The organism is Shewanella sp. GD03713, assembly GCF_029843705.1.
In the GTDB taxonomy this organism is placed as follows: domain Bacteria; phylum Pseudomonadota; class Gammaproteobacteria; order Enterobacterales; family Shewanellaceae; genus Shewanella.
In genome coordinates this window covers 1,006,095-1,031,269 of record NZ_JAOCIW010000001.1, presented here as the reverse complement: position 1 = coordinate 1,031,269, position 25,175 = coordinate 1,006,095, and the positions used below count along the sequence as shown (strand labels likewise).

Below are 25,175 nucleotides of genomic sequence, written 5' to 3'. Positions count from 1 at the left end.
AAAAATCGAGGCGGATCTGTTACCAAAACAATAAACCCTGCAACACCTGTGGCATTGCAGGGTTTATCAATGAGTTTAGCGATTCGCTAACGGAGATACGGGATTGCGCTAAAGCGAATTAACGCGACTCACAATCCGCTTATTCCCCTGTTAACCGATTACAGCTCAGTCCAAGCCATATTCCAAGAGCCGCCGACACCCGGTTCAAACCCAGTTGCAGTGGGCGACCATTGCATGCAATAACCACTGTAAGGCCAAGGTTTACATTGATAGACCTTGCCAGTTTTAGGTTGCAGCACTTTAGTACCCGCCACATAGTTTTTAATGCCCTCGGGGAAGACAAAATCGGCATCCGGCGCTATGGCTTGATCTTTTAAGAACAGATCGAAGTTTTGCTGGATAACCTCACCTTGCTTAGGCTCGCCCTTCACTTGTAAATGATAATGGCCTGCCTTTGGCGCGACGACATCAAGCACTAGACTCGCGTTGGTGTTATTGACCGCTTGCGTGACATAACCAGCTGCCGTGCCATCGTGGCTAAACAGATAAGCTGAGACCTGCATATCCGCATTAGTGCTGACATCGAAACTGACCTTTGCGGCACCATCGACAATGGTGTAATCATCGGCCAGTGACGTGACATCGAGCTGATTACCCGGCGCAGGCGCAATATCAAAGCTCACTTCCACTCGCTCTAGGCCCGAATTAGGCGCGGCATAAATCTCATTTTTACCGTAAACGGGCGAGATCACCCCAGAGGCATTCTTCTGCCCCGCCTTAAGTTGTGGCTGCTGGGCATTAATGGCACTGGCTAACAGGAATGGCCAGTTTTGCTTGGCGCCTTGAGTGGTGTCGGCAATGGTTATCTGAGTTTGCTTGGCAGTTTGCTCGCCATTAGCATCAAACACCCGCGTCATCACCTTATCACCCGCCTTAAGATCGAGTGACGGATTGATATCGCCAATATCGGTCCACTCGCCCGGCACCACAACATCTGAGCTAAAGTTCACATCGATGGCATTATAGAAACTGTTCGTGGTATCACCGACTTCCCACACGGCCAAAATCACGTGATAACCGCTTCTGTCTTCAGGCACATAACAGTTATGTGTCACTAACTTAGGCGGCTGAACCATGCCACCGTCGACCACACAGAAGGGAGCTAAGTCAAAGCTTGCACGGCTCAACGCTTGGTTTTGATCCCAGCCTTGACGAGTTAAATAGTAACGCCAATTGCGGGTCACATGGTTAGCGGTGAACTGCCAGCTAAAGTCATTCCAACCCGACTTAATGTCATGCTTAGACCAACGACTTGGGCTCTGTTCATCCAAGGGAGAAAACGCCGCGTTGGCTGCACTGGCAATTTTGCCGTCGGCAGGGCCTGACTCTGGAAAACCTGATGGGCCTTCAACACTTTGTGGTTCCCACTGAACGGCGCCGCAGTTTAAATTGCTGCCAGTTTTACAGGCGTATGAGCGTGATTCTGGTGAAACCACATAACCGTGGGCCGACGCCGTTTGGCTCACGAGCGCACTCGTAGCGCTTAAGGCCAAGGCAATTAGGCTTAAACGAGCCAGTTGTGGGTGTTTACGGTTAGCATTTGTGATTGATGTAAAAGCAGTTAGATGTGCCACTTTATTGTACTCCGTAGGGTGCCTTTCTCGACGAGATTGGCATAGGTATAAAAGTGGTATTTAGGCAAAACAGCATTAAGCAAAGCCGTTTATTTTTCAAAGAATTGAAAGCATCAGCTCAATTCTGAGGCAACCCCGCTATCTTAGTTTCAACATCCCTTTACAACCTTAGACCGGAGGCTTTGCGTCCTAATTTTTCAATTAGTTTGCCAAATACGGTGGAGCTCCATTGAAGTTAACAGTATGTAACTTAAACATTGAGACCCGGCTAACCTAACAACAAAAGACAGCGTTGTCAAAATTTAAATTATTACAATTCAACATCTTACAAAACGCAAGGCGGTATTTTATTGGCGCCTGTCAGATTATTTGCCCTCTGACTCGATGAGTTTAATCTTGAAACCCTGTTTCACTTGGGTATAATGCCCTCCTCGCTTCGGGGGAGTAGCTAACTGGATTTCGAGCCATCGATATTCAGGGTGAACATCAACATACTTGGCCGCATGCCATGGTGTTCACAGCAAATCATCGATTTGTCCTGCAAGACCTGAGCACAGTAACCGCACCTAGGGGTGGACGGTCTATTGTGCTTATGTCAAACACCACCCCTAAAAGGATCACACTTGGAAGCGTTACTCGCCTCAACCTTTACGGTTGCCATCGCCGAGATTGGCGATAAAACTCAACTGCTTGCCCTATTACTCGCTGCAAGATTTAAAAATAAAACCGCGATTATCATGGGTATTTTACTCTCGACTCTGTTTAACCATTTTGCCGCCGCCTGGCTTGGCCAATGGGCGATTAACTGGGTGAGCCCAGATATAGCACGCTACTTGGTTGCCGCCTCCTTCTTTGCGATTGCACTCTGGGTACTGATCCCCGATAAAGTGGACGCCGAAGAGAGCCGTTTCTATAAGATGGGACCCTTTGTTGCGACCTTTATTCTGTTCTTTATCGCCGAAATGGGCGACAAAACCCAAATCGCAACTGTCGTTTTAGCCGCTAAATACGATGCCTTAGCCATGGTGGTTGCAGGTACTACTTTGGGTATGTTGCTGGCGAACGTCCCAGTGGTTATTGCGGGACATTTTAGTGCCGAAAAATTACCAATGAAGTGGATCCACAGGGGATGTGCAATTTTGTTTGCCCTGCTCGGCGTGGCAACCTTAATGGTTAACTGATTGATAAAATGAAGATAGACAAAAAGGCCAGTGATAACACTGGCCTTTTTTATGGGGTTAACGAATTAACTTATAACCCGAGAGCCGTTTGGATACGTTGACCGTAATCGGCATCGGCTTTGTGGAAATGTGCCAGCATACGTTGCTGTACCTCTACACTTGCCTGACGCAGTGAGCCAGAAATCGTTTCCACTAAGCGTGCTTTCTCGGCTTCGCTGAAGATGCGATACAAGTTACCCGCCTGAGTGTAATCATCCTGATTGTAACGGCTGTAACGCGCCGCTTCGCCATCTAAACGCAGTGGTGGCTCGGCAAAGTTTGCCGGTTCAACTAAAGCACCCGCAGTGCTGTTTGGACCATAGTTAGCCGCGGCATCGCCACCGGTTTGACTACCGTGGTACGGGCATTGTGTTCCCGCCATGGCACCCGCACGTTGGTGATGGTTAGCTTTAGTCGCATGTGGGCAGTTTACCGGTAACTGGTTGTAGTTCGCCCCAATTCGGTAACGCTGCGCATCGGCATAGGCGAATAAACGCGCCTGCAACATCTTGTCGGGCGATGCGCCCACACCTGGTACTAAGTTGCTCGGTGCTAATGCCACTTGCTCGACTTCGGCAAAGTAGTTTTGCGGTAAACGATTCAACTCTAACACACCAATTTCAATTAACGGGTAATCGCCATGTGGCCACACCTTAGTTAAATCGAATGGGTTGATATGGTAAGTGTTGGCATCGGCCTCAGGCATAATCTGTACGTTCACCGTCCAACGAGGGAAGTTACCGTCGGTCACAGCTACCACCATATCGCGCTGGGATGAGTCAGGGTCGATACCCTTTAACTTATCGGCTTGCTCGTTGGTTAAGTTCACCACGCCTTGCTGCGATTTGAAGTGGAACTTCACCCAAAAACGCTCACCTTTAGCATTCCAAAACGAGAAAGTATGCGAACCATAACCATGCATTTGGCGGTAGTTTGCCGGAATACCACGGTCAGACATCAGAATCGTCACTTGATGCATGGCTTCAGGGTTTAATGACCAGAAGTCCCACATAGCTTGTGGATCTTTCAAATTCGTCAATGGGTTACGCTTTTGGGTATGGATAAAGTCTGGGAACTTAATACCGTCACGCAGGAAGAAAGTCGGCGTGTTGTTACCCACGATATCGTGGTTACCACGGGCGGTATAGAAGCGCAGACCAAAACCACGGGGATCGCGCTCGGCATCGGCAGAACCCATTTCACCGCCCACGGTAGAGAAGCGCACGAAGGTCTCAGTTTGCTGACCCACACCGTTAAAGTGATCGGCGATGGTGTATTCGCTTAAGTCTTTAGTCAGGGTGAAAGTACCGTATACGCCAGTCCCTTTCGCATGCACAACACGCTCAGGAATACGCTCACGGTTAAAGTGGGCAAGTTTTTCAATTAAATGCCAATCTTGCAGTAGTAAGGGACCACGCTCACCCGCTGACAATGAGTTTTGATCGTCAGCAATTGGAGAACCGCTTTGGCTTGTTAAATACTGTTGACTCATATCTTGCTCCTCATTCTTGATTGGTGTTAACCCAAGATTCAATTAAATCGTAAATAGTGGCCATGGCTTCTCTCCTTGGCAGGGCGACGTGTTGTCGATGGAGTTAGAATAGGCAAAGATACGAATTCAATAAAACGATTAATATAGATTCAAACAATCTACATTTCAGATTAACGAAGAGTGCTTAGATCATTCAGGGAGTAAAGTTCACTCCCCGTATGTGATGAAATAGCCAGCAACAGAATAAAGAGTATGCCAGCCGCAACGCAAACCGACTTGGCAAAAATGAGAACTCGAGCTTAAGGCAAACTTAAAAAATACTTCAATTGATTCAAAGTGCTACATATTACTCATTGACAGAGCTCGCCTGCTCGCGATAGATAACGACCAAGTAATAAGCATCGATTAACACGATAAAAAAGTTAACCGCCGCCACCGGATAAGCTTGTATCGCAACCCCATAGGCAACGAACAATGCCGACCCCAACAAGTTCCACCAGCGTAACTTTTTGATGTTAGACATCATCAAAGAGATGGCCACCACCACAGACGCCAAATAACCAACCCATTCCCACATCATTGCACTATCCATATCACGTCCTTATTTATCGATTGATACAACTAAAACAGGTTGGTTGAGCCTTCTTAGCGTTGTACTACCGCCGCCGTCATCCGTGAAATACAGGTCAACTCCCCTGCACTATTATGGATTAAGATTTCCCACACCGAACTGCGTTTCCCCAAATGAACCGCTTTAGCCGTCGCGGTCAGTAAGCCATTACGCGAAGCGCGTAAATGGTTGGCGTTAATCTCTTGTCCAACACAATAATATTGCTCGAAATCCACCGCAAAGTTTGCAGCATAGCTGGCCACAGTTTCGGCCAGTGCCACGTTCGCGCCGCCATGGACAATGCCTAAGGGATTATGTACGGCGGGCGTGGCAGGCATAGTCGCCTTCATATAGTCATCGCCAATCTCGCTGATCTCAATCCCTAGAGTCTGCATTAGGGTGCCTTTGCCCCCCATACCAGCATCTAAACGGGCACAATCCTCTAAGGTGACAGGTCTAAACCAAATACTCATTTCAACATCCTAGTAAAGAAAACCAGCTAGCAGTTTACTAAGAAGTGACTGAAGTTCAACACATAAGCATTGGCTAATAACAGCCAGATAATGGCAAGGAGTCGCTACGCCTAAGTTAACCAATGCTTTGTGACAGCAAAACGACTAAACCAGACTAAGAACATTCCCCACAGGATCACCACGCTCGGCATCATAAGGGCATCGCTACCCAATACCGCAGCCGCCTGCTGAATACCAAATACATAGCCCATTTGCACCAATACGGCGACAAGAGACGCGAGCAACACTTTATAAGAAAAGGCTTTTTTAATGAGTAACAACAGACAACCTATAACGCCAGAAACCACCGCAAACCCAAACACACAGTCGAGCCAGGCGGGTGTCGATTCATAGAGCTTTATTTGATCTGGGCTCATCTGCGCCATGGTCTCAGGCGTCATGGTCATTTGGAAAACAAATGCCAATAAGCCCATGATGTTCCATAACAAACTGATGAATGCGACAAAATAAAACCACAGTGGCGCTTTTGCCACGCCGATTGCATGGTCGGAGTCAGTTGCTGCCATGTCCGCTCTCCTTGTCATCAAGGTACATAAAGTCCCACAACAACAGTGCCATAAAAAAGGGATGGTAAAACCATCCCTTAGCTCTGAGTTTAGCTCACAAACTCAGTTGTGAGCGTGCAATCACTCGATTAACGGCGACGGCGTTGTAAGCCGAATAGAGATAGCAAGGCTAGACCTAAGTATCCTAACGCACCACCATCATCCTTTGGTTTTGGCTCAGGTTTTGGTGGCTCAACAGGCGCTGGGTAGCTAAGTGCGACAATAACGGGATCGTGGTCAGACGCTGAGAAAGCATTCTCAGATTTGGCCAGTTCACCAGAGAATTTTTTGCCGTATTCAAACAGGTTAGATTCCACCGAGTTGATATGCCAATCTTCGATATCCACTAAACGCTTGGCAAGACTGGTGTTTGCTAAGGCATGGTCGAGGTTACCTAACTCACCGTTGTAGCTGTATGAGTAAGTTCCAGCGCCGTGGGCCTGAGTATTGAGGTTGATTAGGCCATAGCCCTTCTCAATCTTGCTACCTTGGCGCTCAAACACTTTACCATCTAAGGTGGTCCATGAGGCGGTCATGATATCGCGCTCAGACTTGCTCGCATCGTAATCGGTCAATACGCGGATAGGATCTTCCATGCCGTAGGCATTCATATCACCAATCACCAGCAGATCGCCTTTAACGTCTTTTAAGGCTTCGCCGAGCACTTTAGCAGCCGATACGCGGAAGGCATTACACTTGCCCTGTTGATCGGCCGGATCGACTGACTCTTCGAAGTTGACCCAATCTTCTAAACAGCCTGAACCTTTTGATTTCAGATGGTTAACAACAACTGTTAAGTTCTGATCATGGATCTTAAAGGTTTGCGCTAGGCTGTGACGTTGGTAAGCATCGTTACCAGGGTTAGTTTCAGTCTTGCCATCTTTCACACGAGTCACACTGCCAGCGGTCGCGTGCTGCTCTGGGGTATCAATCGCACGGGCCGCACCCGCAAGGCTCACTTTACCCGCGCGGTAAAGCATACCCACAGTAATAGCATCGCTACCGAAGTACTTACCGTCGTATTTATCTTCGTCGGTGATTTCAACGAAGCTGTAAGCATTTTCAGCGGTTTGCTTCTCGTTTAAGGCATCGACTAAGCTCTTAATCGCGCTCTTTTCACCAAAACCGTTGTTAGCGATTTCCATTAAACCGACGATATCGGCGTTCATGGCGGTAATGGCGCTGACAATTTTCGCACGTTGCAGCAACATTTCTTCTTCGGTCAAGGCGCCGCGGTTACTGCCCGATGGGTTTGTATCACCACCAACAACATCGTTAAAGAAGTTCAGCACGTTAAAGCTGGCGACACGGATATCGCCCTTAGTGGCCACACTTGGCGCGTCGGTTCTGTCATCACCACGGATAAAGTCACCAGCGGTAATAGTGTTGGTCGCCACTAAACGGTAAGCACCATAACTGTAACCAATCACACCTTCGAGGTTGGTCAACTGGTCACCCACACGGATATAACCGGTTTCGACGTTAAAGTCAGGGAAGTAAGGAATAACACCATCGGCTGGCTTGTAGTCAGATTCAATAAACAGCTGATTTTCAAGGTTAGATTTAACTAAAGCAGTCGCTTCTGCTGACAATGCTGGATAAAGCTGAGTTGGCTTCATCAACGGCGCTTTGTAAGACACCAGCATATTATTACGACGGCCAGCATAATCGTAGCTGAAGGTACGACTGATCTTCAGATCGCTACCCGCATCCAGTTTCACGTTCATGCCTTCGTAGCGCTCTAATGCCTGCGCTAAAGTTTCGCCATCGGCCACATAGAATGGCGCAGCAGCAGGGACTTCGCCCTTGGTACCGACTTCGAATTTCTTGTCGGTTTTGATATCGATTTGGGTTAAGCCGAAGTATTCCTTCACCTTACCCTGAACGCAGACCTCAACCCCAGGTTGAATCGCTTCTGGTGGATTCTCACCTAAAAACACGAACACACCGTCGGAGGTGTATGGCGAGTTATCGCCCTTCACTTCTTGAAGGTAGAAACCTTTGAATAAGCTCTCGCCACGGGCAGTCACTACACCGCGAACAGTCACTTCAGTTTCAGACTCGAATGCGCCAGCTGGAACATAAGGGCTAGACTCACCCGCGCCTTGGACTTGATAAATAGGGACGATTTTCGCGCCGCTGCAGCTAAAGACTGGTGTTTCTGGCTCTGCTGCACCTTCTAGCGAACCTAAACCAGTGAAGGTGTCCTTAGGTAATTGTTCCCATTGGGCAGGATTAAAGACAGTGTTAGCGACTAATGAATCGAGTTTACGCTGCAGAGTGACATCGAGGCCCCAACCAGTCGGCGTTGGCACATCACCAATAATATCAACTACCGCACCATCTTTAACTAAGGCAACCGCATCACCACCGTTAAAACTTAAAGCGCCCGAAAAACTATCGACACCTTGAGGGAGAGTAATGGCACCACTTGAGTTAAGAATAACTTTAGTCGCTTTAGGCGCGATGCTTTGTCCATCTAATACTTGCATATCCAGCGCATCGGTTGCGCCGTCTTTATAGCGAACGAGTTTATAACCAGTGAGATCAATTGCGGTATCACCGCTGTTGTACAATTCGATAGCCTTGTTGTTTGAGCTACCTTCTACGTATTCAGTGATCATCACATCAGCACTTGCCATCATAGGCAAAGCAGCCGCAACAGCTAAAGAAATAGCCGTTAATTTATTAACATTATCCATATCAACAACCCCATTATTATAATATTGCCGCTAATTTTTATTAACGTGCGGGCGGATTATTCCAGAGTTGTAGGGCTAAAAAAAGGGGGCAAGATCTCACTATCCACGGATAACATATTGATGGAAATGTAATTTTACAGCCACAACTGTCTCATATAGAGAACAGTCAGATAAAACAAAAGCATTAAACAACAATAAAACAATAAGTAAGAAAGAGACAGCAACTTAGTCAAACCAAACAACCTGCACAAATAACAAACAAAAAATTAATATGATATTTTAATGATATTTTTAAGTATGACATACTGAATAAAGCAAGAGCTTTTTATAATTTAAATTATGGCAATTTATTTAAAACTTAATTATTTGATCATTATTTTGAAATATTATTCGTCGCCAAAATAATACCCTTTATCCGTCTTTTAAACACTGGTTCGATTTAAAAAGCCTAGCCGTTGGTCGTTTGCGAGATGATGTAAAACAGTTAAACAAGTCTCCCCATGGTTTTGTTTGTATCGATAACAGCACTCTTCAGGCATCTTTATTGCCATTTTTATTGCCATTTTTATTGCAAAAAAATACCGCCCTGAATGGGCGGTATTCTATGAGTGCAAAACTTAAGCAGAGTTAAGTTGTTATCACTGTCAATTACTTTTTAGCAGGCTCAGCCGCAGCTGCTGGCTGTGCTTTCTCAATAGACTTCAGCTCAACTTCAAAAATCAGCGTTGAGTTTGGTGGAATAGTACCGTTATCACGCTCACCGTACGCTAACTCTGAAGGAATAACGAACTTGTACTTAGCGCCAACAGGCATTAACTGTACACCTTCAGTCCAACCAGGAATAACGCGGTTTAATGGGAACTTAGCCGACTGACCACGCTTGTAAGAGCTATCAAACTCAGTGCCATCAAGCAGAGTACCTACATAATCCACTTCTACAGTGTCTTCAGCCGCTGGCTTGTCACCAGAACCAGGAGTTAACACTTCATATTGTAGGCCAGACTCTGTGGTTACTACGCCAGGCTTAGCTTTGTTTTCCTCGAGGAACTTTTTACCATCCTCAAGGTTTTTAGCCGCAATGGCTTTAGCTTGTTCTGTACGCTTGTCGTTTAACTTTTTGTCTAAGCCTTGAAGAATAGTTTGCATTTCTTCTTCGGTTAATTTCAGTTGATCATTCAAACCGTTAGTAAAACCCGTTACGATCAAAGTACGATCAACTGGCAGGCCTAATTCTTCTTGCTCTTTGATATGGCCAGACATATAACGACCGATTGAAGCGCCCACACTGTAGGCTTCTTTTTGTGCTTCAGTCGTTAATTCAACATTTGTGCTTGCATTTGTTGCTTTTTCTTCTTGATTACAAGCAGATAGGCCAATAACAGCCAATGCAACTAACGATAATTTATAAATCGATTTCATTAAAGCTTCCTCAGCATCCTCAAGCGGTTACAATAACCTAAGCGCGACAACTTTATACTAGTTATCTGGGTTATACCAACTAGATTCTTTATGGGTTAACTGTGATTAATTTCACTCTACCGGACTAGAGACACCAACTTTAGGAGCAAGTTCATGAAGAAAACCCTACTGCTGGTAATTTGCACACTTTTTTTAACGGCATGTCAGCCAAAAGCCGATGATATTCGTGTGGTTTCAAAGGAGCCATCATACAGTGCGAGTCTCTCGAGTGATGGCACTGTTGCCATTGTGGCCACCCAAAGCCAGGGAGTCCAATGTTGGGACTTAACCACTCATAGCCTCAAATACCAATGGGTACATGGCGATCTCAACACTGGCGTCACGGCCACCGCGATTTCACCTAACGGTGAGTTCGCCGCATCGTTAAGCCGGGATTCAGTTGCCCTATGGACAATAGCCGACGGCAAATCCCTTGGATGGTGGTCACTGCCCGCCTCGGGTGAGAGTGTGGCAGTGGCGAATAATGGCGCCTTACTGATTGGCTTAAACGATGGCAGCGTAATGTCACTCAATGCCACTAAGACAGCATTGATTAAATTCTTAGGCCACAAGGAACGAGTGAATACGGTTGCGCTTTCCGCCGATGGCCGTATTGCCCTCTCTGGCTCCAACGATATGCAGGCTATCCTGTGGCAAGCGCAAACCGGCCAGCCTATCCACACTTGGGATATAGGTAGCCGAGTGACTAAAGTGGCTCTCAACGACAGCGGCAGTTTAAGCTTTACCAATGGCAGTACCAACGAGGCCAAAATTTGGGACAACAATAGCGGTAATGTTTTAAATCAATTAGCAATTAACCGTCGCCAAATGACCTTTTCAGCGGTACGCTTTGCCAAGCAAGACACTCAACTGATTACAGGCACGCCCGCGCGTGAAGTCATACTCTGGCAACGTCAAACGGGTAAACCTATTGCTAAGTGGCAAATTGCGCTGACTAAAAACAGCCAAAACCGAGGAGCCGTTGTATACTCTGTGGCAATTCGAGATACCAATAAAGTGGTTAGTATCAGTAGCCAAGGCCTAGTTGAGACTTGGCAGGAGTAGAGGTTAGTCATGCAAGGCGTACAAGAACAGATTGAAGAGCTGCAAATGAAATTGGCTTTTCAAGAGCTCACGGTCGAAGAGTTAAACCAAGAGGTTATTAAGCTGAACCAGCTTATTGCCAATCAGCAACATCAAATTCAGTTATTGATTGGTAAGTTAAAGGCGATGGAGCCCAGTAATATTGCGACTCAAGCAGAAGAAACACCACCGCCACATTACTAATTCAATAACGGATAATCCAATCCATTAACGACAATATGACCACTAAATATCCAGGGAATGCGATGTTTAAAGATGAGATGTTACCAGCCCCCAATCAGCCACTACCAATAGCCTTGGTGGGTGAAGCCATTTTAAAACAGCAGGCGGATGAAGTACGCGACTTTGATGAAAAGCTCAGTCATTTAGCATCGCAAATGGTGGCAAGCATGGTTGAGGCAAAAGGTGTCGGAATTGCCGCTCCTCAAGTCCATAGCCCACTCGCCCTGTTTATTATGGCATCCCGGCCAAACGAGCGTTATCCCGATGCGCCGCTAATGGACCCTGTCGTGGTGGTTAATCCACAGATCTTGTCTGCCTCTGCGGAATTAGTTAGCGGTGAAGAAGGCTGTTTATCGGTTCCCGGCCAAAGGTTTAGCATTTGGCGCCACCAGACGATTGTCGTGCGCTATCAAGATCTTGCAGGACACTGGCAACAGACTGAGTTAACAGGTTTTATCGCTCGTATTTTCCAACATGAGTTTGATCATCTACAAGGGATCACTTTGCTTGAACGCTCTCAAATGCCAGAACAAAAACTAATGGCAAGAAGGTAAACCACAGGCATGAAAACCACCTTCATATACTCTTTTATTAAACCCACACTTAGCACGCTAATGCTCGCCGCCATCTTAGGCTCGAGCGGTTGTGCCTATAACAGTATTTTTATTAATTATCCGGCACAAATTGCACCGATAAAACAACAGCTCAATACCGCAACGCCCATGGCGGATATCGACAAACTAGCCAGCAATATCCAAGGTAATGATGGCCTGCTCTACGCCCAAGAAGCAGGACGTGTAGCGCAGGTGGCCGGCGATTTTGCCAGCAGCCGTAAGTACTATCAGCAAGCGGTTGAGGCCTATACTGCCTTCGATGATAAAGCCAAGATTAGCGCCAGCGATATAGGTGCAACGGCCACCAGTTTAGTATTAAACGATAATGCCATTCCCTATCGTGGCCCAGGCTACGAGCGCATTATGCTGCACCAATATCAAGCCTTGAATTACCTGTTCAGCGGTGACTATCAAGGCGCATTAGTGGAGGTTCGCCGCAGTAACGAGCTGCAAGGCTCTGAGCAGGAGCGTTATCAAAAGTCACAAAAATCCGTACAGGCCATGGCCAATGGCACCATAGATGCCGAAGTGAATAAGCTAGGCCAAGCCGCTGGCACAGTGACCAGCTCCTTCCTCAATGCCTACAGCTACTACACTACGGGTCTGTTGCATGAAGTATTAGGTGAGCCAAACGATGCCTTTATCGACTACCGTAAAGCGGCGCAAATCACTCCAGATAACACTTATCTGCAACAGGATTTAGTTCGTCTTGCCAAGCAACTCGGCATGCCGCAATACGATGAGTTTAAAAGGCGCTGGGGCGATGCCAAGCTTCCCAAGGCGGGTGAAGGCCAAGTGATTCTCATGGTCGAAAAGGGCTTTGTACCTGAAAAACAAGCGCTCACAGTGCCCTTCACTATCCATGGCAATTGGCAAACCGTCTCTTTGGCAACCTATGGACCGAACAATAGTGTTGTTGCCGAGGCTCAAGTGCAAGGCTTAGGCTCAGTGCTGAAAACCGAGCCTATCGCCAATATCGATGCCCTAGCGATTAACGCGCTCAAGGAAGATTTGCCCGGTACTTTGGTTCGCCAAGTCGCGCGGGTGTATGCCAAATCGGAAATGGCCTATCAGGTCGAAAAAAGCGGTAAGCCTGGCAATAATGCTGCCGATATTGGCAGTATCGCGATGCAGATTTTTAACGTGGTCACCGAGCAGGCGGATCGCCGCAGTTGGTTGACCCTGCCGAAACAGGCGCAAATTGGCAGACGTTACCTCAATCCGGGGCAATACACGCTACAGTTGGACAAGGCACCACCGGCCAAAATTGACGTTGCCGCAGGCAAGACCACCTTGGTCTGGGCAATTGATACTGGTAATTACACCCGAATTTATTCAATAATCATTTAACCTAGCGGTGAATGTTTGAATAAAACGAGTGTCATTAAGTTTTTACAATCACAAAATGGAACTGACTATGAAACAATTTAAACTGATTTTTGTGCTGGCTGCCGTAATGGGTCTGGCTGCATGTCAATCGAAAGTCGAGTATGGCGATGCCACAGAAGTGGAAACCGTTAACGAAAACTTTGGCTCAACGGATCTGCAAGCCATCGCCGCTAAGATGGTCGATAGCATGATGACTTTCCCACCTATCGTGGCCATGACGGCGAACAACCGCCCAATTTTGTTTGTCGATAGCATCAAAAACAAAACCTCTGAGCATATCGATACTGAGTCAGTGACCGACTCTATCAGCAACAAGTTACTGCGCTCAGGCAAGTTCCGTTTTATCGACATGACAAAAGTAGATTCAGTTCGTAAGCAACTGGATTACCAAAACAATACCGGTATGGTTGATCCATCAACCGCCATCAAGTTTGGCCGTCAAATCGGCGCCCAATACATGCTGTATGGCAACCTGTCTAGCATCGTTAAGCAAGATGGCAGCACCAAAGACGTTTACTACAAGATGACTATGCGTCTGATGGACTTAGAAACAGGCCTGATCGAATGGTCTGACGAAAAAGAAATCCGTAAGACTAAGTCTAAGTCTTTCTTAGGCATGTAATCCCGTTAAGCCCCATGGGCTAAAGCCGAAATACTTAAAAAAAGCCAGCATTTTCGCTGGCTTTTTTTTACATTTTTAACATTGGTTATCCCTGCTAAATAAGGTAGTGTACTCGGCCAAAATACCCAGCATGGGTGCCGCTTTCAAATGGGGATAAGTTTGCTAGGCCACAGAGCCTAAACTTGCCAGCCTGCGCCGCATCCAAGCCATAAATAAAGTAAATCGTTGAAGGATTGAAGTCGTGAATTTGTTCAAAGCCAGCCTAGTTGCCATCACCTGCTCGGCACTCATGTCGTGCGCCGTCCAAAGTCCGTTAAATACGGGCCCAAGGGATGCAAGCCCCTATATCAGCCAATATCAGGCGAGCTTACGTTCACAGGTGATTTCGAATGTGCATTATGAGCTGGATTTTCAACTGACTGGCGACACTGACTTTAGCGCAACGACTAAGGTCAACTTCAATCTCAGCGAAGTGCCCAAGCAATTGAGCCTCGATTTGAACAAGGCACAAATTAAGCGCTTTTTGATCAATGGCACTGCGGTTTACCCCAACTACAACGGCGCCTATATCAGTCTGAATACTCGTTTGCTGTCCTCGGGTGACAACACCATTGAAGTGCAATTTACTCGCCCCCACAGCACCAATGGTGAAGGCTTGCACCGTTTCCAAGATCCCGTCGATGGCAAGGTCTACCTGTATTCGCATTTTGAGCCTGCTGCGGCGCAGCAAATGTTTGCAGTGTTCGACCAACCCGATTTAAAAGCCAACTATAAAATCAGCGTAACCGCGCCGAAAGACTGGCAAGTGATCAGCACCATGCGCGAGTCCTCAGTCACACCAGCTGGGGCCATGAATCGTTGGGAGTTTCCTGAAACGCCTAAGTTAAGCCCTTATAACTTCTCGATGCATGCTGGTCCGTACCATATGTGGCAGGACAACTCTGGCCGCTATCCGATGCGCCTCTTCGCGCGCCAATCGGTGGCTAACCAAGTCACGCCTGAGGATTGGTTTACCTATACCAAACAAGGCTTAACCTTCTTTGATGCCTATTTCGGTATTCCTTATCCCTTTAAGAAGTACGACCAACTCTTAGTGCCTGATTTCCTCTACGGCGCAATGGAAAACGCTGGCGCCATCACTTTCGCCGAAGATCGTTTCCTCCACAAAGCCGCTATGACCGCCGAGCAAAAACAAAGCTTAGCCGGCGTTATCATGCATGAGATGGCACACCAATGGTTTGGCGATCTGGTCACCATGAAGTGGTGGAATGGTTTGTGGCTAAACGAGAGTTTTGCCTCCTTTATGGGCACGCTCGCGACCCAAGAGGCCACCGAGTTCACCAATGCCTGGCGCAGCTTTTACGCCCAAGGCAAACAACGCGCCTATGAGCAAGACAGCCTAGTGACCACGCATCCCATCGAAGTGCCCGTGGCGACCACGCAAAACGCCTTCGATAATATCGATGCTATCACCTATCAAAAAGGCGCCTCGACCCTCAAGCAGTTGCGCCATTTACTCGGCGATCTAGTGTTCCAGCGCGGCGTGAGTAACTACTTAAAGCAATACAGCTATCAAAATGCCGAGCTAGATGACTTTATCAATAGCCTAGCTAAATCGGCGGGCCGTGACTTAGGTGCCTGGACGAAAGACTGGCTCTACAGCGCAGGGGTTAACACCATTAAGGCCGAATACCGCTGTGACGGTAACCGCATCAGCGATTTTAGTCTGTTGCAGTATCCTGCGAGCAGCGAGTTGCCGACACTCAGGGAGCAGAAAGTCCAAATCGCCCTGTTCACTAAGGGACGTTTCGATTTAAGACATGAGACCACGGTCGCCGTCACCTACAAGGGTGAGCGTACCGAGGTGAAGCAATTAGTTGGCGAGCGTTGTCCGGATTTGGTTTACCCCAACTACGATGACTGGGGCTTTGTGAAGGTGCAACTCGATGACAAATCCTTCGACACAGCCAAACAACAGTTAAGCCGTGTCACAGATCCATTGCTGCGCTCTATGCTGTGGCAAAGCCTGTGGGACAGCGTGCGTGAAGGCAACCTGAGCCTAGATCAATACTTAAGCACAGTGTTCGTCAACGCCCCTGCAGAGAATGACTACACTGTAGTCGGCCAGATTATTTCGACTCTGCTCCGCAGCAAAGAATACCTCGCGCAAATCGCGCCGATTCAACAAAACTATGCTGAGAATGCGGTCAAAGGCTTAGCGCAAATGAGCCTTCGCAAAACCATGGAGAGCCGAGGCGATAATGACTTCCAGCGCCGCTGGTTCAATGCCTATATTCAGTTAGCGGGCGATCGCGACAGTCTGCGCCACTTAGCGCAATTACTGGATGGCACAACCAAAATCAAAGGCTTAACCCTAGACCAAGATCTCCGCTGGGCCATCATCACTCAGCTGAATCGCTATGACTTCCCGAATGCGCAGCAACGTATTACCCAGGAAGCCGCCCGCGATAACTCGGATTCGGGTGAAAAGGCCGCATTGGCCGCACAGGTTATCCGCCCAGAAGCCGCTGCCAAACGCCGCTGGTTGAGCAAAGTGCACGCCGACGCCCTGCCGTTTGCCAAACAGCGGATCATCATGGAAAACCTCTATCCTGCGGAACAGAAACTGCTAAGCGCGGCCACCGCGGAAGAGCGCCTCGCTAACTTGGCGGACATGGATAAGAAAGGCCCAGTGTTTATGCGTAGCTACAGCCGCAACCTTATCCCAACCGACTGTAATTACACCAGTATTGCCGCCTTGGATAAGGTATTAGATACCCAAACAGGATTATCTAACCTAACGCGCCGCACGCTGTTAGAAACCCGACAAACCGAGCAACGTTGCGTACTGATCAAAAATAAAATGACCCATTGATAATGGCTCATAAAAAGAGGCTCAATTGAGCCTCTTTTTGATCGGGTTACTCGATACGCCGAGAAGGCAATTCTTGGTAGAACTGCAGCAACTCTTCGAGCGCCAAAGGTTTAGCGTAAAAATATCCCTGATGTTGATAAACCCCTTTCGCGGCTAAGTACTCCACCTGTGCCTGAGTTTCAACGCCTTCGGCCACCATATCCATATGCGACTCACGGCCAAAGGCGATAATGGCATCGAGTACCGCGCCTTTTAAATCCTGCGTGCCTATGGTATCGGTAAACATCTTGTCGATTTTGATGCTGTTAATCCCTAGCCGCTGCAAATAACTAAAACCACCAAAGCCAGTGCCAAAATCATCCAATTTAAAGTCATGGCACAGGGGTAATACCGCCTTCATTTCGGCGAGGGCCAGCTCAAATTGGGTGATGGGCTTACGCTCTGTCAGCTCAAAGGCGATACGTTTAACCTTGGGATCGCTATGGCTGGAGAACCATTTGCTCAATAACCCCGACTCGAGGTGCTGGGCGACGATATTAACGCTGACCCAGCCTTTGAGCTGAGGCAAGTCCTGATATACCTGCTCGAGGATAAGATCGGTGATCGGCAAAATTAAGCCCGAATCTTCGGCGTAGGGAATAAACTGGTTCGGTTGAACGAGCACGCCATCGAATCGGCGCCAGCGGACTAACATCTCTTGGCCGACGACCTCTCCGGTGCGGCAATCGATAATCGGTTGATAATAAGGAATAAACTCTTTTCGGCTGATGCCTTTTTGGATGAGCATCCCCAGCGACACCCGCGCCGATTGCCAATTCCAATAAAAAATCACCGCAAGGAAAGATACTATCAAGGCAACCACAAATAGCACAACGGCTACGTGTGAGGCTTCTCGCCAGTAAAGTGTATCCCCCGCCCTTAAGGTCAAGGTCACATCTAACACGTTGATATAACGAGAGTCCTCAATAAATACGTTCTCTGTTTCTAGCCGCTCAACGCCCCGCTCGAGGGAAGAAAGGCCTTGATAACCAACCAATAGTTGATAACAACCTAGGCACAGATTTGACAGGGTTTCGTTATAGACAGAGCTATTGGTGAGCACCACTAACTTTTGCTCGCCCAAATGGAACACATAACCAATGCTGCGAGCCCTATCGTTAGCCGCGACTGTCGTGGCAATATCCACTCGATGTGAATCAAAATATAAACTTCGAGAACGGTCGAACTGATAATTAACCGGAGGCCCTATATTGGAGCATTGCTTGCCGTCTACCAATTCTAACTGAATAAAACGAACGATCGCGGGGCTTAAGGATGGGCTATTTAGCAGCGCGATATCGTCGGTATCGCAGGTAAAAGATAATTCACTGAAGGCCTGCGCGACATTTGTCGCTTCAAATCCATCGAGTCCATTGGCAAACGAAGTCGCAATAATATCTAAATCATCGCTGAATCTTTTTTCCATACTGTAACGGGTCAACCAAGGTTGCATCGCACATGCCAGCAGTATGGGCAAAATAAAGATAAGGCAGGTATGTAACCAGGGATTAAGGCTCCAGCGAGGAAAATTCCATTTCATATTATTCCGCTCATTTGCATTCATCAGCACTGATTTGTACTAACTTACTGTTATATCAGAGTATGCCTGATATCCGCTGAAAGCTGTGCAACAAATCAAATTAGTCATCTTACAGGAGTAAACTCCTATTTGGGCAATATCGCCAATTTACCAAGATGACAGCCAATCCGAGGCGTAATCAATTTAAACACATAAAAAATTGGTGACTTATCAATTCATGCTTTCACATTTTCAGCCGCTATACTCTATTGACGTTAGACAGCTAACGGAATTTAAAGGAATTACATATGAGATCAACACTCAAAACCCGCCTACTCTTTAGTAGTCTTTTCGCCGTTCTCATTACTGTTGCAGTGCTGGTAAGCATTTCAAGCTATTTCATCCGCAATAACGCCTTAGAAAATACCCAACATGAAATTGATCAACTGGCGAACACCTTTGCCGAAGGGATAGGCCTGTGGATGCAAGATCGCAAAATGGCGATTACCAGTCTTAAAAAGACCATTGAAGCCGATCCCAATGTGCAGATCACGCCCTATTTATTACAAGCCCATAATGGCATGGGATTCGCGCTAACCTATTTTGGCGATGAACAAGGCAACATGTACCGCCAAGATCCCGCGCTAAACACGGCTAACTATGATCCCAGAGTCCGTCCTTGGTATATGGACGCCAAAGCCGCTAATGCGATGGTGATGACGGCGCCCTATGTGAGCGCCACCTTGAAAAAACAAGTGGTGACCATTGCCGAGCCAGTCATGGTTTCGGGTAGCCTATTCGGGGTGGCCGCAGCAAACCTCACCATAGACCAGCTCACCGATGCGGTTCAGCGCCTTCAAGTCCCAGGTAAAGGCTACACCTTAATGGTAGACAAGACAGGGCTTATCATCAGCCATCCCAATAGCCAGCTCAACAATCAACAGTTGAACACCATAGATAAAGACTTTACCCCCAGCTGGTTATCCCAACGGGCAAATGCCAATACCTTAGAAGAGCGTGAACTCGGCGGCGAAACTCAACTCATTTATGTGGCGGCAATCCCGTCCACCGATTGGGAGTTGATTTTCGTGATGAACAAAGAGGAGATCATGTCGCAGGCCACCACACTCGCTTGGTGGATGTCCGCCATCGGCGCCGCGTTACTGGTCCTCTTCGGCTTGGTCCTCGTGGCCATCTTCAAAATTCAATTTAAAGACTTAGAACGCGTAGCCTTGGCACTCAATGATATTGCCGAAGGGGATGGCGACCTGACAGTGAGAATTCACACCGCCAACAGCCACGACGAGATTGGCATCTTGGCCTCGGGCTTTAACCGCTTCGTCGAGCGCCTGCATGGCATGATCTCCAGAATGCACAAGATTGCTGGTCAACTGGAATATCAAGCCCAGGGCAGCAGTGCATCGGCCACGGATAATAGCCAGCGCATCGCCGTGCAGCAGGACGAAGTGACTATGGTGGCGACCGCTGTCACTGAGATGGCGAGCGCCACCGAAGAGATTGCCAGCAACGCCGAGCATACCGCGCAAACGGCACAAGACGCGGTTGGTCTGTCGAACCACGGCCAAAAACAAGTGATGCAGAGTCAGCAATCGATCCGCAACTTGGCCAATGAGGTCGAAACTGCGGGCCGTATTATCAGCGAGTTGAACGAACACTCGCAAAAAATTAATAGCATATTGCTCACAATCAGTGGCATTGCCGAACAAACCAACTTGTTGGCGTTAAACGCCGCCATTGAAGCCGCCCGTGCCGGTGAACAAGGTCGCGGCTTTGCCGTGGTGGCCGACGAGGTGCGCGTGTTGTCGCAGCGCACTCACTCCTCGACCCAAGAAATTCAGGCGATGATCGAAACCTTACAGCAAACTGCGGGTAAGGCGGTTAAATCTATGACTCAAAGTCATGATATGGCTGAAACCAGTGTCGCCGACGCCAACTCGGCCAGTGAGAGCCTGCTACAGATCAGCAAAGCCATTAATGAGATCTCGGATATGGCGAGCCAGATTGCCACCGCCGCAGAGGAACAAACCTCGGTCACCAGCGAAATTAACCGTAATACCGAGTCGATTCGCGAAGTTTCTGAAAACCTCTCCATCGAGGCGCAAAGCTCTATGGTACAAGCGCAGGAATTGGCTCATTTAGCCGCCTCGCTGCAACAGGAAGTCGGCCGCTTTAAGCTATAAATGCGCCAACGCCCTATGCCCTAACGCATCGCCACGCTATAAAAAATCCCCGATAATCTTGAGCTTATCGGGGATTTTTTTATAAAGATCACACTAGCGCTTCAAGGCCTCTCGATGGGGTTGGATTAAGGGTTCGAAATAGCTGGTCTTTAAGCCTTGATAACCCATTTCAATCCGATTGCCACCATTACGCTTCGCCTTGTACATCGCCGTATCGGCGCAGGACAACAGTTGTTTTTCATCCCTACCATGCTCGGGATAGAGGGCAATTCCAATGCTCGGCAAAATATGGACCTGTTGATTAACCAGCTCAAAGGGCTGGTTAAGCACTTCTAAGATCTTTTGGGCGACGAGCAAGGTATTCTGCGCCGAATCGACACGCTCAAGCAGGATCACAAACTCATCGCCACCAAAACGGGCAACGGTATCCGAGTTTCTCACGCATCCCAAGATCCGCTGGGCGGTGATTTGTAGCAGGAGATCGCCCACGCCATGGCCATAGGTATCATTCACCCATTTAAACTTGTCTAAGTCCAAATAGAGTAAGGAGAAATAGCTCGACTCACGATTCGCGCGTGATAGCGCCTTTTGGAATCTGTCATAAAACAACTCACGATTAGGCAAATGGGTGAGTTGGTCATAAAGTGCAATATGCTCTAACCGCGCCAACATCTGCCGCCGCTCAATCGCAAAAGCGACTTGGGTCGACACAAACTCCAGTAACTCACAATCCTGCTGAGTGTAAGCCCTAGAATCAGGGGTACTGTGCATAATCAAGGCGCCGATAATGCCCTTCTGCAATGTTAGCGGCACGCCAAGCCAACTTATGGCTTGCGGGTTATCTTGCTGATTATCTTGCTGATTTTTTTGCGAATCGACTTGCGAATAGCAAAGCTCACTTTCAACCGCAGAAACAGGCCGAGCCATGGGGCAAAGCAGCATAGACTGTGCGCTTTGGATCACTTGCTCGGTAAAATGATCGAAACTGGCGGATTGCGCCGGATTTTGCTCCCCCGCCAGCACGCGATAGGGAAAATCTAACTCATTAAGATCGGCATCATACAGCGCGATAGCAAAATTATCCGTCGGTAACAGTTTGGCCAGGATCTGGTGAATGCGTCGATACAGCGCAAGGAGATCTTCGGTAACATGCACCGCCTCAGAAATCTCATACAGCGCAGCCTGGCGCCGCTCGGCGGCTTTGCTTTTAGTGATATCGCGGGCGACGGCAATCCGCTGCTGGCGATCCTCAGACCAGCGGGCAGACCAGAGAATATCGACCAGTGAGCCATCTTTACGAACATAACGATTTTCAAAATCGAGCTTATAACTGCCCGCCATAATGTCATTGGCGGCGGCCAGTGTGCGTTCCCTATCTTCTGGATACACAAGATCTAACATCTGCATCCCCAGCATTTCATCTGGGGTATAACCAAAAATACGCTCGGCGCCCGCACTGACAAACTCGAAGCGCCCGGTTTTATCGACGACGCAGATAGCATCTAATAACAAATCAACAAATTGGCTTAGGGAAGTATAACCATCGTTTTTCACACAACTCTCCAACTATGCCGAGGGTTTATTTACGTCATGAGGCCCATTAACAAACCGGGGAAATCCCCGCCGTTAAAGTCCAAAACACAGAATAACATACTATTAGAGTAGGTTAATTACCATGACAGTTCCAAGCTAAATCCAGCGCAATCTCGCCCGCAAAATGATAAAAACCAGCGGTAGATTTGACGGACACAAACCGATTTAAGCACAATACCCCAAGAGCGATGGCATGAGTCGCCAACTTAAACCTCATTCCAGTGTTTAGCCAGTTAAGTAGGAGTATGTTTGACGTCGTTCCAATCCCCTCCCCATAGCGCGCGACATTTACGTCTCGGGCTTGCCATGTGGTCGCATAACCATTGGCAAGAAAGTGTTTATGGTTCAAGTACTAAACAGGCTGAAAGACTTGCCCGCTATGCCAGTATCTTCAACACAGTGGAAGGCAACACCAGCTTTTACGCGACGCCAAATGCGCAAACTGTGATGAATTGGCACAGCGCCACTCCCGATGATTTTCGCTTTACCTTCAAACTGCCACAAGCCATCACCCATCAAAAGCAGTTGCAGGATTGTCAGCAGGAGTTATTGGCCTTCTTCCAAGTGATGTCACCCTTGGTTGAAAAAACCGGTTTGTGGAAAATTCAGCTTCCCGCTTCCTTCGGCCCCGAACAGCTACCAGTGTTAGCAGTTTTTTTTGATCTGTTACCGCAAGGTTTAAGCTATGGCGTAGAGGTTCGCCATTTAGGCTTTTTTGCCAAGGGAGACGCAGAGCGAGCGCTAAATCGCCTGTTGATGGATAGACAAATCAATCGCATCATCATGGACAGTCGGCCACTGTTTGCCTTGCCGCCCGCCAACGAAGCGATCATCGATGCCCATAAGAAAAAGCCACAGGTGCCCGTTCACGCTATCGCGACCGCCCATACGCCCGTGGTGCGTTTTATTGGCCAAACGGATGGAACGATTGAAGCCTTAGCGGCGAGTAACGATAAATTGCTGGTAAAGAATAACGATAGTTTTTTTAACAACTGGCTAAGGCAACTCGCACTCTGGATAAAAGAGGGGCGCGAGCCTTATCTGTTTATCCATACGCCCGATAACCAGACCGCGCCCGAATTAGCGATACGTTTATACCAGCAGTTGCAGCAACAACTGGCCAATGAAATCAGCTTGCCCACTATTCAGTTGCATAAAGCGTTGGCAGAGTCTGCCGCGCAGATGCAACTTACGTGGTAAAAGGAATTTAGCTTAACCCCAGAGCGCGTTAGCCAAGATAAACACCAATGCAGATAAGAGCATGGTAATCGGCAGTGTCAGTACCCAAGCTAATAAAATCTGCTTAATGGTTTGGCTTTGTAAGCCTGAGCGATTGGCCACCATAGTGCCTGCCACCGCCGAAGACAGAATATGGGTGGTTGAAACCGGCATTCCCGTCACGCTAGCAATCCCAATCGATGCCGCCGCCGTCACCTGAGCCGCAATCCCTTGGCTGTAGGTCATCCCCGAGGAGCCTATCTTCTCACCGACGGTATAAACAATGCGACGCCAACCCACTAAGGTGCCACAGCCCAAGGCCGTCGCAATGGCCACTATCACCCACAAAGGCGCGTATTCGGTTGACTTAGTTAGGTCCTTACGCCATTTATTGAGTGATGTTAACTCTTTGGCGGGTAAGTCTAATTTTGCCACTTTGCGCGCAGTATCATCGATACATAGCAGCAAGCGACGCACTTCACGACGTTCTTCGACACTCATCTCTTGAAAACTGCTGGCCTTATCTAAACGGCGATCGAGCAGCGACATGGCCGGTAACACGGTTTGTGCCGAGCAGTGGCTCAGTAAAGTGTCAGTCACATTCACTTGTGCTTTAACATCCACCAGATCGCTAATCACAGCTTGATTGCGACTGTAGATAGCCATAATACGGCGGTTAGCATCCTGTGTTCTCGCCAAATCATAGGATTGGCTACTCATGTCGAGGGCAAAATACGCTGGTGCCATACAGATCAGCACCAGCATCACTAAACCAATGCCTTTTTGGCCATCGTTAGAACCGTGGGCGAAGCTCACCCCCATGGCCGAGGCTATCAAACTGACGCGCGCCCAGAACGGCGGATGGCGTTTGCCATTAATCTGAAATTGTTCATCGGGGGTGCGGTGTATCTTGTGCTTTTGCCACACGTACTTCATTAGCAATAACAGTATCCCCGCCAGCACAAATCCCAGCGTGGGCGAAATGATCAACGACAGCATAATCTGCGTGGCTTTGGTGAGATTAATGCCGTGCAGTACAGGTTCATTGTGTATCCAGGCGAATGCGCCGCCAACCCCCATAATCGAGCCAATCAGGGTATGGGAACTGGAGGCAGGAATACCAAAATACCAAGTCCCTAAGTTCCAAATAATGGCCGAAAAGAGTAGTGAGAACACCATCAACAGCCCTTGGGTTGAATCCATTCCCAGTAAAGAATCGACGGGCAAGAGATGCACTATGGCATAGGCCACGCCAAGCCCGCCGAGCAGCACTCCGGCAAAGTTGAACAGGGCTGAAGAAATCACCGCGAGGTTGGCAGGCATGGCCTTGGTGTAGATGACTGTGGCAACAGCATTGGCGGTATCGTGGAAGCCATTGATAAATTCGTAGGCCAGCACAAATAGCACCGCCAGCACTAAAGCTACCGACCAACCCAGGCCGATAGAAGTCAATATCTCAAACATGAATCGCTAACCTATAACGAGGACGCCACAGATTACGCCTAAGGTTGACCTCTTTGACAGTGAAAAATTATTTAGATTTGCAAAAAGTGAATCAGTCCTCAATAACTCCGTGTCAGGCTTG

General features: G+C 48.1%; 19 protein-coding genes and 1 riboswitch. Of the genes, 9 read left to right on the top strand and 10 right to left on the bottom strand.

Going from position 1 to position 25,175, the window contains the following annotated elements:
* Positions 1-158 precede the first annotated feature (158 nt).
* On the bottom strand, positions 159-1,634 hold the full coding sequence (gbpA, locus tag N5E87_RS04585; RefSeq protein ID WP_279775123.1) for an N-acetylglucosamine-binding protein GbpA: 1,476 nt from the start codon (positions 1,632-1,634) through the stop codon (positions 159-161).
* Between the two features lie 125 nt (positions 1,635-1,759).
* A riboswitch (cyclic di-GMP riboswitch) is annotated at positions 1,760-1,855 on the bottom strand.
* 402 nt (positions 1,856-2,257) lie between these two features.
* Here gbpA and N5E87_RS04580 point away from each other — a divergent pair.
* Positions 2,258-2,815, top strand: a complete 558-nt coding sequence (locus tag N5E87_RS04580; RefSeq protein WP_086902122.1) for a TMEM165/GDT1 family protein — start codon at positions 2,258-2,260, stop codon at positions 2,813-2,815.
* A 70-nt stretch (positions 2,816-2,885) separates the two neighbouring features.
* Here N5E87_RS04580 and katB read toward each other — a convergent pair whose 3' ends face one another.
* The 6 genes from katB to fkpA form a co-directional block, all read right to left on the bottom strand.
* Complete coding sequence (katB, locus tag N5E87_RS04575) at positions 2,886-4,346, bottom strand: catalase KatB (RefSeq protein WP_086902121.1); 1,461 nt, start codon at positions 4,344-4,346, stop codon at positions 2,886-2,888.
* Between the two features lie 346 nt (positions 4,347-4,692).
* On the bottom strand, positions 4,693-4,938 hold the full coding sequence (locus N5E87_RS04570) for a YgjV family protein (protein ID WP_086902120.1): 246 nt from the start codon (positions 4,936-4,938) through the stop codon (positions 4,693-4,695).
* Between the two features lie 53 nt (positions 4,939-4,991).
* A complete protein-coding gene (locus N5E87_RS04565) occupies positions 4,992-5,429 on the bottom strand; it encodes a hotdog fold thioesterase (protein ID WP_086902119.1) in 438 nt (145 codons plus the stop codon).
* Between the two features lie 110 nt (positions 5,430-5,539).
* A complete protein-coding gene (locus N5E87_RS04560) occupies positions 5,540-5,995 on the bottom strand; it encodes a hypothetical protein (protein WP_086902118.1) in 456 nt (151 codons plus the stop codon).
* 128 nt (positions 5,996-6,123) lie between these two features.
* Entirely contained in the window at positions 6,124-8,736 is a 2,613-nt protein-coding gene (gene exeM / locus N5E87_RS04555) for an extracellular exonuclease ExeM (RefSeq protein ID WP_086902117.1), read from the bottom strand.
* Positions 8,737-9,384: 648 nt separating this feature from the next.
* Positions 9,385-10,155: an FKBP-type peptidyl-prolyl cis-trans isomerase gene (gene fkpA, locus N5E87_RS04550; protein WP_023268389.1), complete on the bottom strand. Its 771-nt coding sequence runs from the start codon at positions 10,153-10,155 to the stop codon at positions 9,385-9,387.
* Between the two features lie 153 nt (positions 10,156-10,308).
* On the opposite strand from fkpA, the gene N5E87_RS04545 reads away from it, so the two are divergent.
* From N5E87_RS04545 to pepN, 6 genes are all read left to right on the top strand, one after another.
* Positions 10,309-11,259: a wd-40 repeat-containing protein gene (locus tag N5E87_RS04545; protein ID WP_023268390.1), complete on the top strand. Its 951-nt coding sequence runs from the start codon at positions 10,309-10,311 to the stop codon at positions 11,257-11,259.
* A gap of 9 nt (positions 11,260-11,268) precedes the next feature.
* The gene (locus tag N5E87_RS04540; protein ID WP_011716034.1) at positions 11,269-11,481 is read left to right on the top strand and encodes a SlyX family protein; all 213 of its coding nucleotides are present in this window, start codon (positions 11,269-11,271) and stop codon (positions 11,479-11,481) included.
* 62 nt (positions 11,482-11,543) lie between these two features.
* On the top strand, positions 11,544-12,074 hold the full coding sequence (def, locus tag N5E87_RS04535) for a peptide deformylase (protein ID WP_011716033.1): 531 nt from the start codon (positions 11,544-11,546) through the stop codon (positions 12,072-12,074).
* A gap of 9 nt (positions 12,075-12,083) precedes the next feature.
* Entirely contained in the window at positions 12,084-13,484 is a 1,401-nt protein-coding gene (locus tag N5E87_RS04530; RefSeq protein WP_086902116.1) for a hypothetical protein, read from the top strand.
* 67 nt (positions 13,485-13,551) lie between these two features.
* Positions 13,552-14,145: a penicillin-binding protein activator LpoB gene (lpoB, locus tag N5E87_RS04525; RefSeq protein WP_007645693.1), complete on the top strand. Its 594-nt coding sequence runs from the start codon at positions 13,552-13,554 to the stop codon at positions 14,143-14,145.
* A 241-nt stretch (positions 14,146-14,386) separates the two neighbouring features.
* Positions 14,387-17,020 (top strand): aminopeptidase N, encoded by a 2,634-nt coding sequence (gene pepN / locus N5E87_RS04520; RefSeq protein WP_086902115.1) that lies wholly within the window; start codon positions 14,387-14,389, stop codon positions 17,018-17,020.
* A gap of 46 nt (positions 17,021-17,066) precedes the next feature.
* Here the strand turns inward: pepN and N5E87_RS04515 are convergent, their stop codons facing one another.
* Positions 17,067-18,599: an EAL domain-containing protein gene (locus N5E87_RS04515; RefSeq protein ID WP_256657218.1), complete on the bottom strand. Its 1,533-nt coding sequence runs from the start codon at positions 18,597-18,599 to the stop codon at positions 17,067-17,069.
* A gap of 287 nt (positions 18,600-18,886) precedes the next feature.
* Here N5E87_RS04515 and N5E87_RS04510 point away from each other — a divergent pair, with 287 nt between their 5' ends.
* On the top strand, positions 18,887-20,779 hold the full coding sequence (locus N5E87_RS04510; protein WP_279775122.1) for a methyl-accepting chemotaxis protein: 1,893 nt from the start codon (positions 18,887-18,889) through the stop codon (positions 20,777-20,779).
* Positions 20,780-20,872: 93 nt separating this feature from the next.
* Here N5E87_RS04510 and N5E87_RS04505 read toward each other — a convergent pair whose 3' ends face one another.
* The gene (locus N5E87_RS04505) at positions 20,873-22,333 is read right to left on the bottom strand and encodes a sensor domain-containing diguanylate cyclase (protein ID WP_086902112.1); all 1,461 of its coding nucleotides are present in this window, start codon (positions 22,331-22,333) and stop codon (positions 20,873-20,875) included.
* Positions 22,334-22,678: 345 nt separating this feature from the next.
* On the opposite strand from N5E87_RS04505, the gene N5E87_RS04500 reads away from it, so the two are divergent.
* The gene (locus N5E87_RS04500; RefSeq protein WP_086902111.1) at positions 22,679-23,572 is read left to right on the top strand and encodes a DUF72 domain-containing protein; all 894 of its coding nucleotides are present in this window, start codon (positions 22,679-22,681) and stop codon (positions 23,570-23,572) included.
* A 12-nt stretch (positions 23,573-23,584) separates the two neighbouring features.
* Here the strand turns inward: N5E87_RS04500 and N5E87_RS04495 are convergent, their stop codons facing one another.
* A complete protein-coding gene (locus N5E87_RS04495) occupies positions 23,585-25,054 on the bottom strand; it encodes an inorganic phosphate transporter (protein ID WP_086902110.1) in 1,470 nt (489 codons plus the stop codon).
* Positions 25,055-25,175: the final 121 nt, after the last annotated feature.

Bases quoted from the DNA above. Each gene is read 5' to 3' on its own strand.
- katB (WP_086902121.1), bottom strand. From the start codon at position 4,346: ATGAGTCAACAGTATTTAACAAGCCAAAGCGGTTCTCCAATTGCTGAC.
- N5E87_RS04570 (WP_086902120.1), bottom strand. From the start codon at position 4,938: ATGGATAGTGCAATGATGTGGGAATGGGTTGGTTATTTGGCGTCTGTG.
- exeM (WP_086902117.1), bottom strand. From the start codon at position 8,736: ATGGATAATGTTAATAAATTAACGGCTATTTCTTTAGCTGTTGCGGCT.
- N5E87_RS04565 (WP_086902119.1), bottom strand. From the start codon at position 5,429: ATGAGTATTTGGTTTAGACCTGTCACCTTAGAGGATTGTGCCCGTTTA.
- N5E87_RS04495 (WP_086902110.1), bottom strand. From the start codon at position 25,054: ATGTTTGAGATATTGACTTCTATCGGCCTGGGTTGGTCGGTAGCTTTA.
- N5E87_RS04560 (WP_086902118.1), bottom strand. From the start codon at position 5,995: ATGGCAGCAACTGACTCCGACCATGCAATCGGCGTGGCAAAAGCGCCA.
- def (WP_011716033.1), top strand. From the start codon at position 11,544: ATGTTTAAAGATGAGATGTTACCAGCCCCCAATCAGCCACTACCAATA.
- N5E87_RS04545 (WP_023268390.1), top strand. From the start codon at position 10,309: ATGAAGAAAACCCTACTGCTGGTAATTTGCACACTTTTTTTAACGGCA.
- N5E87_RS04510 (WP_279775122.1), top strand. From the start codon at position 18,887: ATGAGATCAACACTCAAAACCCGCCTACTCTTTAGTAGTCTTTTCGCC.
- lpoB (WP_007645693.1), top strand. From the start codon at position 13,552: ATGAAACAATTTAAACTGATTTTTGTGCTGGCTGCCGTAATGGGTCTG.
- N5E87_RS04515 (WP_256657218.1), bottom strand. From the start codon at position 18,599: ATGAAATGGAATTTTCCTCGCTGGAGCCTTAATCCCTGGTTACATACC.
- N5E87_RS04540 (WP_011716034.1), top strand. From the start codon at position 11,269: ATGCAAGGCGTACAAGAACAGATTGAAGAGCTGCAAATGAAATTGGCT.
- N5E87_RS04530 (WP_086902116.1), top strand. From the start codon at position 12,084: ATGAAAACCACCTTCATATACTCTTTTATTAAACCCACACTTAGCACG.
- N5E87_RS04500 (WP_086902111.1), top strand. From the start codon at position 22,679: ATGTGGTCGCATAACCATTGGCAAGAAAGTGTTTATGGTTCAAGTACT.
- fkpA (WP_023268389.1), bottom strand. From the start codon at position 10,155: ATGAAATCGATTTATAAATTATCGTTAGTTGCATTGGCTGTTATTGGC.